A 13655-nucleotide genomic window follows, 5' to 3' on the forward strand; every position below is an offset into this window, starting at 1 on the left:
ATGGCTGTGGCCCCGTCTTCCCCTTCCTTCGTGCTGTCCGGCCAAGTGGCCCGGCTGTGGCAGTCCCTGCCGCCCCGGCGTCGTACCCAGTTCGTGCTGCTCACCGTGGTCATGGTGGTGGCCTCGATCGCCGAAGTGTTCAGCATTGGCGCCGTGCTGCCCTTCCTCGGCGTGCTGATTGACCCCCAGAGCGTGTTTGAACACCGTTATGCCCAGCCCCTGATCCAGGCGCTGGACCTGCGGGAGGCCCGGGGCCTGCTGCTGCCCCTGACGGTAGCCTTTTCCCTGGCCGCCCTGTTTGCCGGGGCGATGCGCCTGCTGCTGCTCTTCCTCACTACCCGACTGTCCTTTGCCGCCGGGGCCGACCTCAGCATCGAAGCCTATCGCCGCACCCTGCACCAGCCCTATGCCATCCATGCCGGGCGCAACAGCAGCCAGGTCATCAGCACCATCATGGGCAAGACCTCCATGGTCATCTACGGGGTGCTGGTGCCCCTGGTGACCCTGGCGGGCTCCCTCTTCCTGCTGTGCATGATCCTGGCCACCCTGGTGCTCATTGACCCCCGGGTGGCCCTCGGGTCCTTCTTCGGTTTCGGCCTGATCTACGGCCTGGTGGTGGGGCTGACCCGTCGCCGCCTGGCGGCCAACAGCGCCCACATCTCCCGGGAGCAGGGCAATGTACTGAAGGCCCTGCAGGAAGGGATGGGAGGCATCCGCGACATTCTGCTCGATGGCTCCCAGGCCACCTACTGCCGCATCTACCAGGCGGCCGACCTGCAACTGCGCCGGGCCCAGGGCAACAACGTCTTCATCGGCGCCAGCCCCCGTTTCGGCACGGAGGCCCTGGGCATGGTGCTGATCGCCGCCCTGGCCTACTGGTTGGCACGGGATTCGGCTACCATCGCCGGCGCCATCCCCGTACTGGGCGCCTTGGCCCTCGGTGCCCAGCGCCTGCTGCCGGTGTTGCAGCAGTGCTATGTCTCCTGGGCCAGCATCAAGGGTAGTCAGGCCTCCCTGGAGGACACCCTGGCCCTGCTGGAGCAACCCATGCCGCCCGTGGCAGAAGGGCTGGCGGAAGGCGAAAGCCTGCCCTTCCAGCAATCCATCGAATTGCGCCAACTGTCCTTCCAATACCAGCTGGATTCCGCCCCGGTGCTACAGGGGCTGGACCTGGCCATTCGCCGCGGCGAACGCCTGGGCATCATCGGCAGTACCGGTAGCGGCAAGAGTACCCTCCTGGATATCGTCATGGGTCTGCTGCGGCCCACGGCCGGGGCGCTGCTGGTGGATGGGCAGGAGATCAGCGATGGCTGCCTGGCCGCCTGGCAGCGCCACATCGCCCATGTTCCCCAGGCCATCTACCTGGCCGACACCAGCATTGCCGAGAATGTCGCCTTCGGCGTGCCAAAGGCCCGGATCGACATGGCCCGGGTGCGCGATGCCATCCGCCAAGCCCAGCTGACGGAGATGGTGGAAGCCCTGCCCGGGCAGTACGAGGCCTTTGTCGGTGAGCGGGGCGTCAAGCTCTCCGGCGGCCAGCGCCAGCGCATTGGCATTGCCCGCGCCCTCTACAAGCAGGCCGACGTCATCGTCTTCGACGAGGCCACCAGCGCCCTGGACAACGAGACCGAGCGGGCCGTCATGGAATCCATCGGCCGCCTCAGCCCGGACCTGACCATCCTGCTCATCGCCCACCGTCTCAGCACCCTGCAGGACTGCGACCGCATCATCGAACTCAAGGATGGGGCCGTGGTGGCCAGCGGCACTTACGAATCCATGGTGCTGGCCCGGCAGGCCTGATGGCCGGCGGCATCCCCCTCTTCACTTATCTGAACGACGACCATGAAAACTGTATTGGTAACCGGCGCCGACGGCTTCATCGGCTCACATCTGACCGAACTGCTGGTGCGGGAAGGCTACAAGGTCAAGGCCCTGTCCCAGTACAACTCCTTCAACTACTGGGGCTGGCTGGAGGACGTGGATTGCCTGGCGGACATTGAAGTACTCAATGGTGACGTGCGGGACCCCCACTACTGCAAGCACATCACCAAGGGGGTGGATGAGGTTTTCCATCTGGCCGCCCTGATCGCCATTCCCTATTCCTACGTGGCGCCGGACAGCTATGTGGATACCAACATCAAGGGCACCCTGAACATCTGCCAGGCGGCCCTGGATAACGGCGTGCAGCGGGTCATCCACACCTCCACCAGCGAGGTGTATGGCACGGCCCGTTACGTGCCCATCGACGAGAAGCACCCGATCCAGCCCCAGTCGCCCTACAGCGCCTCGAAGATCGGTGCCGACGCCATGGCCATGAGCTTCTTCAACGCCTTCAACCTGCCCCTGACCATTGCCCGGCCCTTCAATACCTACGGCCCGCGCCAGTCGGCCCGGGCGGTGATTCCCACCATCATCAGCCAGATCGCCAACGGCAAGAAGCAGATCAAGCTGGGGGATGTCACCCCGACCCGGGACTTCAACTACGTGGCCGATACCTGCCGCGGCTTCCTGGATCTGGCCCGTTGCGACAAGGCGGTGGGGGAGACGGTGAATATCGGCTCCAACTACGAGATTTCCGTCGGCGACACCCTCAACCTGATCCGGGAAATCATGGGCAGCGACGTGGAGTTCCTCACCGACGAGCAGCGCCTGCGGCCGGAAAAATCCGAGGTCTTCCGCCTCTGGTGCGACAACACCAAGATCCGCGAACTGACCGGCTTTGCGCCAGAGTTCAGTATCCGCGATGGCCTCGAGGCCACGGTGGCCTGGTTCACCCGGCCGGAAAACCTGGCCAAGTACAAAGCCGATATCTACAACGTTTGAGCCCCCCATGTTCGACGCCCTGATCCGCTTCATTCGCGAGCAGTACCGCAGCGAAGGCTTCATTCCCCTCCATGCGCCGGTATTTGCCGGCCGGGAGCAGGCCTATGTCGGCGACACCATCGCCTCCACCTTCGTCTCCAGCGTTGGCGCCTACGTGGATCGTTTCGAGCGCGACATGGCCGCCTATACCGGCAGCCCCCGGGCCGTGGCCACCGTCAATGGCACGGCGGCCCTGCACATGGCCCTGCAACTGGTGGGCGTCGGCTTCGGCGACCTGGTGGTGACCCAGCCCCTGACCTTCGTCGCCACCTGCAACGCCATTGCCTACTGCGGGGCCGAGCCGGTCTTCGTCGATGTGGAACGGCGTACCCTGGGGCTGTGCCCCCGGGCTCTGGAAACCTGGCTGACGGAAAACGCCCGCCTGGACGACGATGGCCTCTGCCGCGCCAAGGCCGATGGCCGGATCATCCGGGCCTGTGTGCCCATGCACACCTTCGGCCATCCCGCCGACCTGGACGGGCTGGCCGATGTCTGCCGGCGCTGGCGTCTCGCCCTGGTGGAAGATGCGGCGGAATCCCTCGGCAGCTTCTACAAGGGGCGCCACACCGGCACCCTGGGGGAAGTGGGCACCCTGAGCTTCAATGGCAACAAGATCATCACCACCGGCGGTGGCGGCATGATCCTCGCCGGTGAAGCCCTGGGCGCCCGGGCCAAGCACCTCACCACCACGGCCAAGCAGCCCCATCCCTACGAATACGTGCATGACGAGGTCGGCTACAACTACCGCCTGCCCAATCTCAATGCGGCCCTGGGCTGCGCCCAGTTGGAGCAGCTGGAAGCCTTCATCGCCTGCAAGCGGGAACTGGCGGCACGCTACGCCGCGCATCTGGCCGGCAGCGACCTGCAGTTCGTCGTGGAACCCGCCGACTGCCGTTCCAATTACTGGCTCAACGCCGTCATCTGCGAGAGCGGGGCCCAGCGCGATGCCCTGCTGCAGGCCACCAATGGGGCCGAAGTCATGACCCGTCCGATCTGGGCCCTGATGAACCGCCTGCCTATCTATGCTCATTGCCGCAAGGGTGACCTGAGCAACGCCGAATGGCTGGAAGCCCGGGTGGTCAACCTGCCCAGCAGTGTCATTCTTCCCGCCGCCTGACGAGAACGCCACCATGGATATTCAAGCGATTGCCAGCAAGGAGCAGCTGCTGCAACACCGGGAAAACATCGAAGCCCTGTTTTTCGAAAGCTTCGGCCAACGCTCCCTGGGCAAGGTCTGGGACTGGGCTTATCTGGACAACCCCGCCGGCGAACCCTTCGTCACCCTCTGCTACGAGGGCGAGCGCCTGGTGGGTCATTACGCCATCGTGCCCATGCCCCTCGCGGAGGGCGGGCAGCGGCTGAATACCTATGTCTCCATGACCACCATGGTGGCCGAGTCCCACCGCAAGTTCGGCCTCTTCACCACCCTGGCCCAGGCCACCTACCAGGCGGCCCGGGAGGCTGGTGCGGCTTTCGTTTTCGGATTTCCCAACGCCCAGTCCACGCCGGGTTTCCGCAAACGCCTGGAATGGCAGCTGCCGGAGCCCGACCTGGTGGCGACAGTAGACAAGGAGCGCCTGCTGGCCCTGGCGGCTACCGGTTATTTCGACAAGCGCGGCAGGCTCAGCCTGGATCTGGGTGAGGCCCGTCTGCGTGCCTGGCGCCTGGCGCGGCCGGGCGGCCGCTATCAGTGGCAGGACGGCCTGGCCTACAAGGAACACCAAGGCGGCATCGACCTGCTGTGGTGGGAATCCGCCGCCGCCCTGGCGGCCTTGCCTGAGGGTATGGCCATCAATGTGCTGGTGGGCAGCGATGCCGGTCTGGAAAGCTGCAAGTCTTTCGACTACCAGTTCGGCGGTATTGGCCTGGGCCGTGAATTCCGGCCCCAGTCGGTGAATCGCGAAATGGCCCTTTCGGACCTGTTCTGAGGGAAATGGCATGGCACGGAAAATACTGGCCCTGACTTCCATCCGGTCCGATTACGACCTGATGAGCGAGGTGTACCGCAAGCTTCACCAGGACCCCGCGGTGGAACTGAAACTGCTGGTCTCCGGCGCCCATCTGTCGCCGGCGTTCGGCCATACGGTGGACCTGGTGCGCCAGGACGGGTTCGACATCCTGTGCGAAGTGGAAACCCTGATCAGCGGCGATACCCAGGCTTCCCGCCTGAAGACGGCGGCGGGCCTGCTCAACGGCGCCATGGACCTGATCCGCAGCTATGCCCCCGACCTCATCGTCTATGCGGGGGACCGGGAGGACGTGCTGATCGCGGCCACCATCGGCACTTTCTTGGGCATTCCCACGGCCCATTTCTTCGGCGGCGACCATGCGGCCGACGGGCATGTGGACAATCCGGTGCGCCATGCCACCTCCAAGCTCTCCACCGCCCACTTCGTCAGCCTGGAAGAGCATCGCCGTCGCCTGCTCAAACTGGGGGAAATCCCGCAGCGCATCTTCGTCATCGGTAGCGTCGCCCTGGATAAATTCGTCGCCGAAGGGCCCCTCGCCAAGGCCGAACTGCTGGCGGGCATCGGCGCCAAACCCCATGCGGCGACCCATCCCCTGGCCATCCTGATCTTCCATCCGGTGGCCCAGGAGCGGGAGGTGGCCACAACTTACGTGCGCAACGCCGTGGCGGTGCTGCGACAGGCCGGCTTCCATATCTGCATCGGCACACCCAATTCCGATCCCGGCAATGCGCCCCTGATCAGCGCCTTTGCCGAACTGGGGCAGTTGCCTGAAGTCACCTGCTACGGCACTACCTCCCGCCTGCTGTTCGTCAACCTGATGCGCCACGCCAGTCTCATGTTGGGCAATTCTTCCGCCGGCATTCTCGAGGCCGCCACCCTGCGCCTGCCCGTCATCAATATCGGCGAGCGCCAGCGGGGAAGGCTGTGCGGCGCCAATGTCATCTTCACCGGCGGCGACTGCGACGCCATTGCCGAGGCCCTGGCAACGGTGCGCAGCCCGGCATTCACTACTGCCCTGGCAAGCCTGGTCAATCCCTATGGCGATGGCCAGAGCGCGGCGCGGGCTGCCGCCCTGCTGCGGGACGAGGATTTTCTCGCCCGCCTCAAGAAACCGGAGGACCCCCTGCATGTCGCCATCTAAGCGCAACATCATTGCCTGCATCGCCCCCCATCCGGACGACGAGACCCTCGGCTGCGGCGGCACCCTGCTCAAACATCTGGCAGCGGGGGATGAAGTGCACTGGATCATCGTCACCGGTATTTCCACTGCCATCGGCTTTGCGGCCGAACGGGTGGAATCCCGCCGGCTGGAAATCGAGGCTGTAGCCCGGGCCTACGGTTTCGCCTCGGTGCATGCCCTGGATTTCCCCACCATGCGCCTGGACAGCCTGCCCATGCTCGATCTGGTGGGCGCCATCGGCGACCGGGTGCGGGCCCTGGGGGCCGAGGTGCTGTATGTGCCCTACCGCAACGATGCCCATAGCGACCATGCCGCGGTCTTCGACGCCGCGGTGGCCTGCGCCAAGACCTTCCGTTATCCCTCGGTCCGCACGGTCCTGGCCTACGAAACCCTTTCCGAAACCGAGTTCGGCCTGAAGCCCGAAGATGGCGGTTTCCGCCCCAACGTCTTTGTCGATATCGCCGGTTATCTGGAGCAGAAGATCGACATCATGGGCCTCTACGTCGGTGAGATGGCGCCCTTCCCCTTTCCTCGCAGCGACGTCGCCCTGCGTGCCCAGGCCCAGTTGCGGGGCAGCCAGGCCGGCACCACTGCGGCGGAGGCTTTCATGCTGCTGAAGGAAATCCGATGAGCGCCGGTCACGTCTATGTCATTGCCGAGGCCGGGGTTAACCACAACGGCCAGCGGGATCTGGCCTTTGCCTTGGTGGATGCCGCGGCGGCAGCCGGGGCTGATGCGGTCAAATTTCAGACCTTCCGGGCCGCCAAGCTGGCTTCCCGTAGCGCCCCCAAGGCGGCCTACCAGAAGGTGCAGACCGATGCGGCGGAGAGCCAGCTGGCCATGCTGCAGAAGCTGGAACTGCCCTGGGAGTGGCATACCGAGCTGCAGGCCCACGCGCGGCGCCAGGGCATCGAATTCCTGTCCACCGCCTTCGATAGCGACAGCCTGGATTTTCTGGTGGGCCTGGACATGCCGCTATTCAAGATTCCCTCCGGGGAGCTGACCAACGGCCCGCTGCTCTGGCAGTTCGCCCGCACCGGCAAGCCCCTGGTGCTGTCCACCGGCATGGCCACCCTGGCCGAGGTGGAGCAGGGGTTGGCCATCGTCGCCCATGCCCTCCATGCCGAGGCGGAGCCCGCCTCCCTGGAAGAGGTCTGGCGCGGCTGGAGCCGGGCCGACTGGCGGGCCCGCCTGCAGGGGCATGTCACCTTGCTGCATTGCACCTCCCAGTATCCGACACCCTTCGCCGAAGTGAATCTGCGGGGCATGGATACCCTGGCGAATGCCTTTGGCCTGGAAGTGGGCTATTCCGACCATACGGAAGGCATCCTCATTCCCGTGGCGGCCGTGGCCCGGGGCGCCTGCCTGATCGAAAAGCACTTCACCCTGGATCGCCAGCTGCCGGGGCCCGACCACAAGGCCTCCCTGGAGCCGGCCGAGCTGACCCGCATGGTGGCGGAGATTCGAGCCCTGCAGGTTGCCCTGGGGGATGGCGGCAAGGCGCCCCAGCCCAGCGAATGGGATACCCGGCAGGCCGCCCGGCAGCAGGTGGTGGCGGCCCGGGACATCCCGGCCGGCGCCGTCCTGGCCCGGCAGGACCTGGGTACGGCACGCTGCGGTACGGGGCGCCCGGCCACGGACCTGTGGGCCCTGGTGGGCCAGCGTACCGGCCGTGCCTACGCCTGCGGCGAGGTCATCGAAGCATGAGTGCCAACCGCTGCGCTTCCCCGTTGCCCCTGGTCCTCCTGGGGGCCGGCGGCCACGCCCGGGTGCTGTTGGCCCTGGCCCGGGCGGCTGGCCATGAGGTGGTCGGCGTCTGCGACCCGGCCCTGGCGGCCGAGGGCGCGGCCCAGTGGCTGGAGGTGCCGGTGCTGGGCGGCGATGAAGCGGTGGCCGGCTTGGATGCCTCCCGGGTAGGCCTGATCAATGGCATCGGCCAACTGGTTGGCAGTGTGGCCCGTCGCAATCTCTATCAACGCATGACTGCCGCCGGCCATGTCTTCCCGGCCCTGATCCATCCCGCCGCCTGGGTGGCCCCCGATGTGGTGCTGGAAGGCGGCGCGCAGGTCATGGCCGGGGCCGTGGTGCAGCCGGGATGCCGGATCGGCGAGAACAGCATCATCAATACCCGGGCCGGGGTGGACCACGATTGCCGTATCGGCGCCCATGTCCACATTGCCCCTGGTGCGACCCTTTGCGGTGGTGTGCAGGTGGGGGATGACGCCTTTATCGGCGCCGGTGCCCTGCTGATCCAGGGCATCCACGTCGGTGAGCGGGCGGTGCTTGGTGCCGGCGCTTCCCTGGTCAAGGATCTGGCTGCCGACCTGGTCTTTCTCGGCGCCGCCGGCCGTCTGCGGCCGCCATCCGCATGAATTTCTGGAATATCTCGACATGATCAAGCATTGGGAATCTGTCCTCGTTGGTGCCAACGTCTCCCTGGAGGAAGCGATTGCCACCCTGGATCGGGGCGCCCTGCGCATCGCCATCGTGGTGGACGAGGAGCGTCGTCTGCTCGGCACCCTCACCGATGGTGACGTGCGCCGCGCCTTGTTGCGCCACCTGCCCCTGGACATCCCCGTCAGCCAGGTGATGTGCGCCAGCCCCCAGGTGGCGCAGCGGGACTGGAGCCGGGAGCGGGTGCTGGCAGTGATGGAAAGTACCCAGCTGCTGCAACTGCCGGTGGTGGATGGCGATGGCCGCGTGGTTGGCCTGGAAACCCTCCATGGCCTGCTGGAGAAGCGGCTGCTGAACAATCCGGTCTTTCTCATGGCCGGCGGTTTCGGCACCCGCCTGCATCCCCTGACCCACGACTGCCCCAAGCCCCTGCTCAAGGTGGGGGACAAGCCGATCCTCGAACTGATCCTCGAGAGCTTCATCAATGCGGGCTTCCACCGCTTCTTCATTTCCACCCATTACCTGCCGGAGATGGTTCGCGACTACTTCGGCGACGGCAAGCGCTGGGGAGTGAGCATCCGTTACACCCATGAGGAAACCCCTCTGGGGACCGGTGGCGCCGTGGGCCTGCTGCCCCATGAGGAGATCAATGACCCTCTCATCATGATGAACGGCGACCTGCTGACCACCCTCAACTATCGCGAGCTTCTGGAGTTCCACGTGGCCCAGGCGGGCGTGGCCACCATGTGCGTGCGCAAGTTCGATTACCAGGTGCCCTATGGCGTCATTCAGAGCGAAGGTCATCTCATTCGCTCCATGGTGGAAAAGCCGGTCAAGAGTTTCTTCGTCAATGCGGGTATCTATGTGCTGTCGCCAGAGCTGGTGAAGCGCGTGGTGCCCGGCACCCGCATTGACATGCCGACCCTGCTGGAACAACAGATCGCCGCGGATCGGGCGGTGACCATGTTCCCCCTGCACGAATACTGGCTGGACATCGGCCGCATGGAGGATTTCCAGCGGGCTCAGACGGAATTCGGGGATATGGTGCGATGAAGCTGCTGGCCCTGATTCCGGCCCGGGGCGGCTCCAAGCGGGTGCCCGGCAAGAACATCAAAGCGTTGGGGGGGCTCCCGCTCATCGCCTGGAGCATCCGTGCCGCACGAGAGAGCGGTGTTTTTGCCGATGTATTGGTATCCACCGACGACCCGGCCATCGCCGAGGTCGCCCGCCAGCACGGTGCCAGTGTGCCCTGGTTGCGCCCTGCCGAACTGGCCACCGATACGGCCGGCAGCACCGAAGTGATCAGCCATGCCGTGGCCTGCTACGAGGCCCAGCATGGCCCGGTTGATGCGGTCATGTTGTTGCAGCCCACCAGCCCTTTTCGTCGGGCGGAATCCATCCGGCAGGCCGCCGCCCTGTTTGCCGAGAGCACGCTGGAACAGCGCCGTTCCGTGGTCAGCGTCAGCCTGGTTGCCCAGCACCCGGCCTGGTGCTTCCGCCTTGGCGAAGCCGGCATGGAGCCCTTCCTGGGCTGGGATGCCTTGCGGCTCCGCTCCCAGGATCTGGCGCCGGCCTTTGCCCTGAATGGCGCCATCTACCTGGCGCCGGCAGCCCTGGCCCGGGCGGGTCAATCCTTCCTGCAACCCGGTATGAAGCCCTTCGTCATGGACGATGCCGGGGAGTGCCTGGACATCGACACGCCGGAGGACTGGCGTGCCGCTGAGTTGCTGGCTGAAAGTTTCGGGCAAGCCTGAATGACCCAGGACGCGCTCTTGGACGCCTTGCAGGACTACGAGGCCAGCCATGCCGTGGAGAACTACACGGTGGATGGCTGGCACGTCTGGCCATTCCTCAAGATGGCCTTGCGTCTGGGGTGGTTGCCCCGGGAGGCGCGTCCCTCCTGGCGTTCCCGTCTGCAATACCTGTTCAAGGCGACCTGGCCCGGCCGTGTCGCCCTGGGATTGTCACGCCTGCCGGGGCGGCTCCGGAGGTCTGCGGAATCCCGCGCGCCGGCGGCTGCCGGCCCGGTGGATGCGCTGTTGCTGACCCTGGCGGAGCGGCGGGTCAGCCGGGAGGGCAAGTCCTACGAGATTTATACCGACCCCTTCGTCGCAGCCCTGACCGATCTCGGCCTGTCGTGCCGGGTCTGGGAGCAGGGCTGCGCCGGTGTCGCCCAGCACTTTCCCAGCACAAGGGTCGACCTGGCCCTGAATCGCGAGGCGGGCCAACGGGGCCTGTTTTCGCCTGTCCCCGGAGCGCCTCATTGGTTTGCCGAGATGCAGGGGCTGCTGCTGACTTGCGTTGGCCGCACGGTGCCCTGGCATGAGCTGTACTGGTTGCTGGAATCCTGCCTGCAGCGCAGCCGCGTGTTCGAAGGCTGGTTGCGCCGGCTGGCGCCCCGCGTGCTGTTCGTGGTCTGCTGGTATGACCCCATCGTCATGGCGGCGGTGATGGCGGCCCGGCGCTGCGGTATCCGCACGGTGGAAATCCAGCATGGTCTGCAGGGGCGGCGCCATGCCGGCTATTCCGGCTGGCTGCGCGGCCCCACGGGTGGTTACGAGGTGCTGCCGGACGCCTTCTGGTGCTGGGGGAACGACGCCGCAGCGGAGCTGCGGCAGTTCAACCCCGGTTTTCCGGCGGAGCTGCGGGTACTGGCCGGCGGCAATCTCTGGCTCAATGAATGGAAAAAGCAGCTGCCCCAACGCCGTCAGGCTCGCCAGGCGGCGGGTGCCGGTCGGCGCCTGCTGGTGACCCTGCAGCGGGAGGTGCCGCCCCTGTTGTTGGACCTGCTCAAGGGTAGCCCGGCGATGTGGACCTGGGTCATCCGCTTCCATCCTTCCCGCCAGCCGGCGGAGCGCCAGTCCGACCAGGCCCTGCTCCTGGCCACCGGCCATCCGGGTATTGTCTTTGACGACGGGCAATTGCTCTACGCCCAGTTGCTGGAGTGCGACTGCCATCTTACGGAGGCCTCTTCCGTGGCCCTGGAGGCACTGTTTTTCGAGGTGCCGACCCTGATTCTCGGGGATTCCCCCTTGGGCCGGCTGGGCTGGAAATCCTACGAAAACTACATTGCCCGGGGCTGGATGTTCGGCACCGCCGATGCCGCCGAGGGCCTGGCCTACCTGCAACGCCAGGACGGTACAGGACTGGCTACTGGCGGAGAGGGCTATTTCGCCGGGCCGGACGTGGCCCGGGGGCTGCTGCAGGAATTGTTTGCCCGGCCGCGGGCGCTGGAGGCGTGATGGCAGAGTCGTTTCTCTTTCGGGCAAAGCGTTATTTGCGGCGTAAAATTCGCCAGTACCGCAGCGGCGCAACGGTGTCCCATCCTGAGTTCCTCCACCCCGAGGCCCAGGTGCTGAACAGCACCCTGGCCGGTAAGGTGGTGGTAGAGGCGGGGGCGATCATCCGTGACAGCCATTTCATGGTCAGCGAAGCCCGTGTCGGCCGCCATACCCGGGTCTGGGGGCCGAACGTCCATGTGCATTGCCTGTTGCATCCGGTGGAAATCGGCAGCTATTGCTCCATTGCCCGCAATGTCTCCATCCAGGAATACAACCACCGGATAGACCGGATCAGTTCCTTCTTCGTCTCCTGCAATCTCTTCGGCGAGAGCATGGTCCAGGATGTGGAATCCCGGGGGCCGGTGGTCATCGGTAACGATGTCTGGCTGGCCGCGAATGTCACGGTGGCGTCCGGTGTGCGAATCGGCGACGGCGCGGTAATCGGCGCCAACAGCGTGGTGCTTTCGGATATCCCGCCCTACGCCGTGGCCGCCGGCAGCCCGGCCAAGGTCCTGCGCTACCGTTTCCCGCCGGAGGTGGTTTCCCGCCTCCTGGAACTGCAATGGTGGAACTGGGATGAGGCCCGCATCCAGCGCAACCGGGCGCTGTTTTCCTCGCCCCTGAGCAGTGAATTGCTAGATAAGGTGAAGTAATGCCCCCGCTTTTGGTTTCTGTCGTCATTCCCGCCCACAACCGGGCCCATACCCTGGGCTATTGCCTCGCTTCAGTGCTGGGCCAGAGTTACGGCAATATCGAAGTCATCGTCGTGGACGACGGCTCCTCTGATCAGACCGGTGCCGTGGTCCGGGATATCCGTGACGAACGCCTGCGCCTGATCTCCCATGAGCGTCCCCTGGGGGCTCAGGCTGCCCGCAATACCGGGATCAAGGCGGCCCGCGGGGCGTGGATCGCCTTCCACGACAGTGACGACGAATGGCTACCGGAGCGCCTGCAGCGCCAGCTGGCGGTGCTGGAACAGCGCGGTTTCGATCCCCATGTGGCGGTCCATGCCGACATGATCCGCTACACCCCGGAAACCGGGGCGCGGGAGGACTGGCCGTTGCCCGAGGTGGCCGGGCCGGATGCCTACGCTACCGTGCTGCGGGCGCCGGGGCCGGTCTTCCAGACCCTGCTGGTTTCCCGCCAGGCATTGCTTGAAATCGGCCTGCTGGACGAAAATGTGCCGGCTTTTCAGGAATGGGAGAGCGCTATCCGCCTCGCCCGGGTCTGTGAATTCGTCCATCTCCACGAGCCCTTGGCCGTGTATTGGCTGCACCAGGGCGAGACCATTTCGAAGAACGGGCGTCGCGAAATCGACGGCCTCAAATATGTACTTGGCAAGCATCGCGAGGAAATCATTCGCGTTGCCGGCCAGCAGGCCTGGCTGCGGCATCTGGCAACCTTGGCGCGGCGCAGCCTGCAGCTCGGGTTTGCCGGGGAGGCCGAAGCCGCCCTGGGTGAAATTCCCTGGTTCAGTGCCATCAAGTGGCGGACCTGGGCCTACTTTTTTTGCGCAAAGCGTGGGATCGGGGTAAAGCTGTGATCGAGCGGATTGAACATCTTGGCCGGGAACTGGCCGTCATCATTCGTGCTTCCTTCAAGAAGGACGGCATCGAATTTTTCACCCCAAATTCCTACTCCCAGCAGATCGGTTACATGAACCGGCCCGCCGGATATGTGATTGCCCCCCACGTGCACAACCCGGTCACCCGGGAAGTCCAGTTCACCAAGGAAGTGCTGTTCATCAAATCCGGCCGGGTGCGGGTGGATTTCTACTCCGACGAGCAGGAGTACCTGGAAAGCACCATCCTGGGCAGCGGTGACGTCATTCTCCTGGCCTACGGCGGCCATGGTTTCGAGATGCTGGAGGCTGCCGAAATCATCGAGGTGAAGCAGGGGCCCTATGCCGGCGAAGCCGACAAGACCCGTTTTTCCCCCATTACCACCGACCAAGTGAGGCTGAAATAA

Annotated in this window: 14 protein-coding genes; all 14 read left to right on the plus strand. The window is 65.3% G+C overall.

Features of this window, described 5'->3' with window-relative positions; translation table 11 throughout:
- Window positions 1-1800, plus strand: a complete 1800-nt coding sequence (locus AZSI13_RS15470) for an ABC transporter ATP-binding protein (RefSeq protein ID WP_201262409.1) — start codon at window positions 1-3, stop codon at window positions 1798-1800.
- Window positions 1801-1842: 42 nt separating this feature from the next.
- Window positions 1843-2823, plus strand: coding sequence for an NAD-dependent 4,6-dehydratase LegB (locus tag AZSI13_RS15475; RefSeq protein ID WP_109042091.1), 981 nt, complete (start codon window positions 1843-1845; stop codon window positions 2821-2823).
- A gap of 7 nt (window positions 2824-2830) precedes the next feature.
- Window positions 2831-3979 carry a LegC family aminotransferase gene (locus AZSI13_RS15480; protein WP_109042092.1) on the plus strand — a complete coding sequence of 383 codons (1149 nt, stop codon included), beginning with the start codon at window positions 2831-2833 and terminating at the stop codon, window positions 3977-3979.
- Window positions 3980-3992: 13 nt separating this feature from the next.
- Entirely contained in the window at window positions 3993-4790 is a 798-nt protein-coding gene (locus AZSI13_RS15485; protein WP_109042093.1) for a GNAT family N-acetyltransferase, read from the plus strand.
- A 10-nt stretch (window positions 4791-4800) separates the two neighbouring features.
- Complete coding sequence (gene neuC / locus AZSI13_RS15490; protein ID WP_109042094.1) at window positions 4801-5973, plus strand: UDP-N-acetylglucosamine 2-epimerase; 1173 nt, start codon at window positions 4801-4803, stop codon at window positions 5971-5973.
- Window positions 5960-6643 (plus strand): PIG-L deacetylase family protein, encoded by a 684-nt coding sequence (locus AZSI13_RS15495; protein WP_109042095.1) that lies wholly within the window; start codon window positions 5960-5962, stop codon window positions 6641-6643. Before neuC ends, AZSI13_RS15495 begins: the two co-directional genes overlap by 14 nt.
- On the plus strand, window positions 6640-7719 hold the full coding sequence (neuB, locus tag AZSI13_RS15500) for an N-acetylneuraminate synthase (RefSeq protein ID WP_109042096.1): 1080 nt from the start codon (window positions 6640-6642) through the stop codon (window positions 7717-7719). Before AZSI13_RS15495 ends, neuB begins: the two co-directional genes overlap by 4 nt.
- Window positions 7716-8384: an acetyltransferase gene (locus AZSI13_RS15505; RefSeq protein WP_109042097.1), complete on the plus strand. Its 669-nt coding sequence runs from the start codon at window positions 7716-7718 to the stop codon at window positions 8382-8384. Before neuB ends, AZSI13_RS15505 begins: the two co-directional genes overlap by 4 nt.
- Window positions 8385-8403: 19 nt before the next feature.
- On the plus strand, window positions 8404-9459 hold the full coding sequence (locus AZSI13_RS15510; protein ID WP_201262410.1) for a nucleotidyltransferase family protein: 1056 nt from the start codon (window positions 8404-8406) through the stop codon (window positions 9457-9459).
- Window positions 9456-10160 (plus strand): acylneuraminate cytidylyltransferase family protein, encoded by a 705-nt coding sequence (locus AZSI13_RS15515; RefSeq protein WP_109042098.1) that lies wholly within the window; start codon window positions 9456-9458, stop codon window positions 10158-10160. The genes AZSI13_RS15510 and AZSI13_RS15515 overlap by 4 nt, the downstream gene beginning before the upstream one ends.
- The gene (locus tag AZSI13_RS15520) at window positions 10161-11648 is read left to right on the plus strand and encodes a hypothetical protein (RefSeq protein WP_109042099.1); all 1488 of its coding nucleotides are present in this window, start codon (window positions 10161-10163) and stop codon (window positions 11646-11648) included.
- A 74-nt stretch (window positions 11649-11722) separates the two neighbouring features.
- The gene (locus AZSI13_RS18320) at window positions 11723-12340 is read left to right on the plus strand and encodes a CatB-related O-acetyltransferase (protein ID WP_201262411.1); all 618 of its coding nucleotides are present in this window, start codon (window positions 11723-11725) and stop codon (window positions 12338-12340) included.
- Window positions 12340-13230 (plus strand): glycosyltransferase, encoded by an 891-nt coding sequence (locus tag AZSI13_RS15530; RefSeq protein ID WP_109042101.1) that lies wholly within the window; start codon window positions 12340-12342, stop codon window positions 13228-13230. The genes AZSI13_RS18320 and AZSI13_RS15530 overlap by 1 nt, the downstream gene beginning before the upstream one ends.
- Window positions 13227-13655, plus strand: coding sequence for a hypothetical protein (locus tag AZSI13_RS15535; RefSeq protein WP_109042102.1), 429 nt, complete (start codon window positions 13227-13229; stop codon window positions 13653-13655). The genes AZSI13_RS15530 and AZSI13_RS15535 overlap by 4 nt, the downstream gene beginning before the upstream one ends.

Source organism: Azospira sp. I13, assembly GCF_003112695.1.
GTDB lineage: Bacteria > Pseudomonadota > Gammaproteobacteria > Burkholderiales > Rhodocyclaceae > Azospira.

Bases quoted from the DNA above. Each gene is read 5' to 3' on its own strand.
- AZSI13_RS15470 (WP_201262409.1), top strand. From the start codon at position 1: ATGGCTGTGGCCCCGTCTTCCCCTTCCTTCGTGCTGTCCGGCCAAGTG.
- AZSI13_RS15475 (WP_109042091.1), top strand. From the start codon at position 1,843: ATGAAAACTGTATTGGTAACCGGCGCCGACGGCTTCATCGGCTCACAT.
- AZSI13_RS15480 (WP_109042092.1), top strand. From the start codon at position 2,831: ATGTTCGACGCCCTGATCCGCTTCATTCGCGAGCAGTACCGCAGCGAA.
- AZSI13_RS15485 (WP_109042093.1), top strand. From the start codon at position 3,993: ATGGATATTCAAGCGATTGCCAGCAAGGAGCAGCTGCTGCAACACCGG.
- neuC (WP_109042094.1), top strand. From the start codon at position 4,801: ATGGCACGGAAAATACTGGCCCTGACTTCCATCCGGTCCGATTACGAC.
- AZSI13_RS15495 (WP_109042095.1), top strand. From the start codon at position 5,960: ATGTCGCCATCTAAGCGCAACATCATTGCCTGCATCGCCCCCCATCCG.
- neuB (WP_109042096.1), top strand. From the start codon at position 6,640: ATGAGCGCCGGTCACGTCTATGTCATTGCCGAGGCCGGGGTTAACCAC.
- AZSI13_RS15505 (WP_109042097.1), top strand. From the start codon at position 7,716: ATGAGTGCCAACCGCTGCGCTTCCCCGTTGCCCCTGGTCCTCCTGGGG.
- AZSI13_RS15510 (WP_201262410.1), top strand. From the start codon at position 8,404: ATGATCAAGCATTGGGAATCTGTCCTCGTTGGTGCCAACGTCTCCCTG.
- AZSI13_RS15515 (WP_109042098.1), top strand. From the start codon at position 9,456: ATGAAGCTGCTGGCCCTGATTCCGGCCCGGGGCGGCTCCAAGCGGGTG.
- AZSI13_RS15520 (WP_109042099.1), top strand. From the start codon at position 10,161: ATGACCCAGGACGCGCTCTTGGACGCCTTGCAGGACTACGAGGCCAGC.
- AZSI13_RS15530 (WP_109042101.1), top strand. From the start codon at position 12,340: ATGCCCCCGCTTTTGGTTTCTGTCGTCATTCCCGCCCACAACCGGGCC.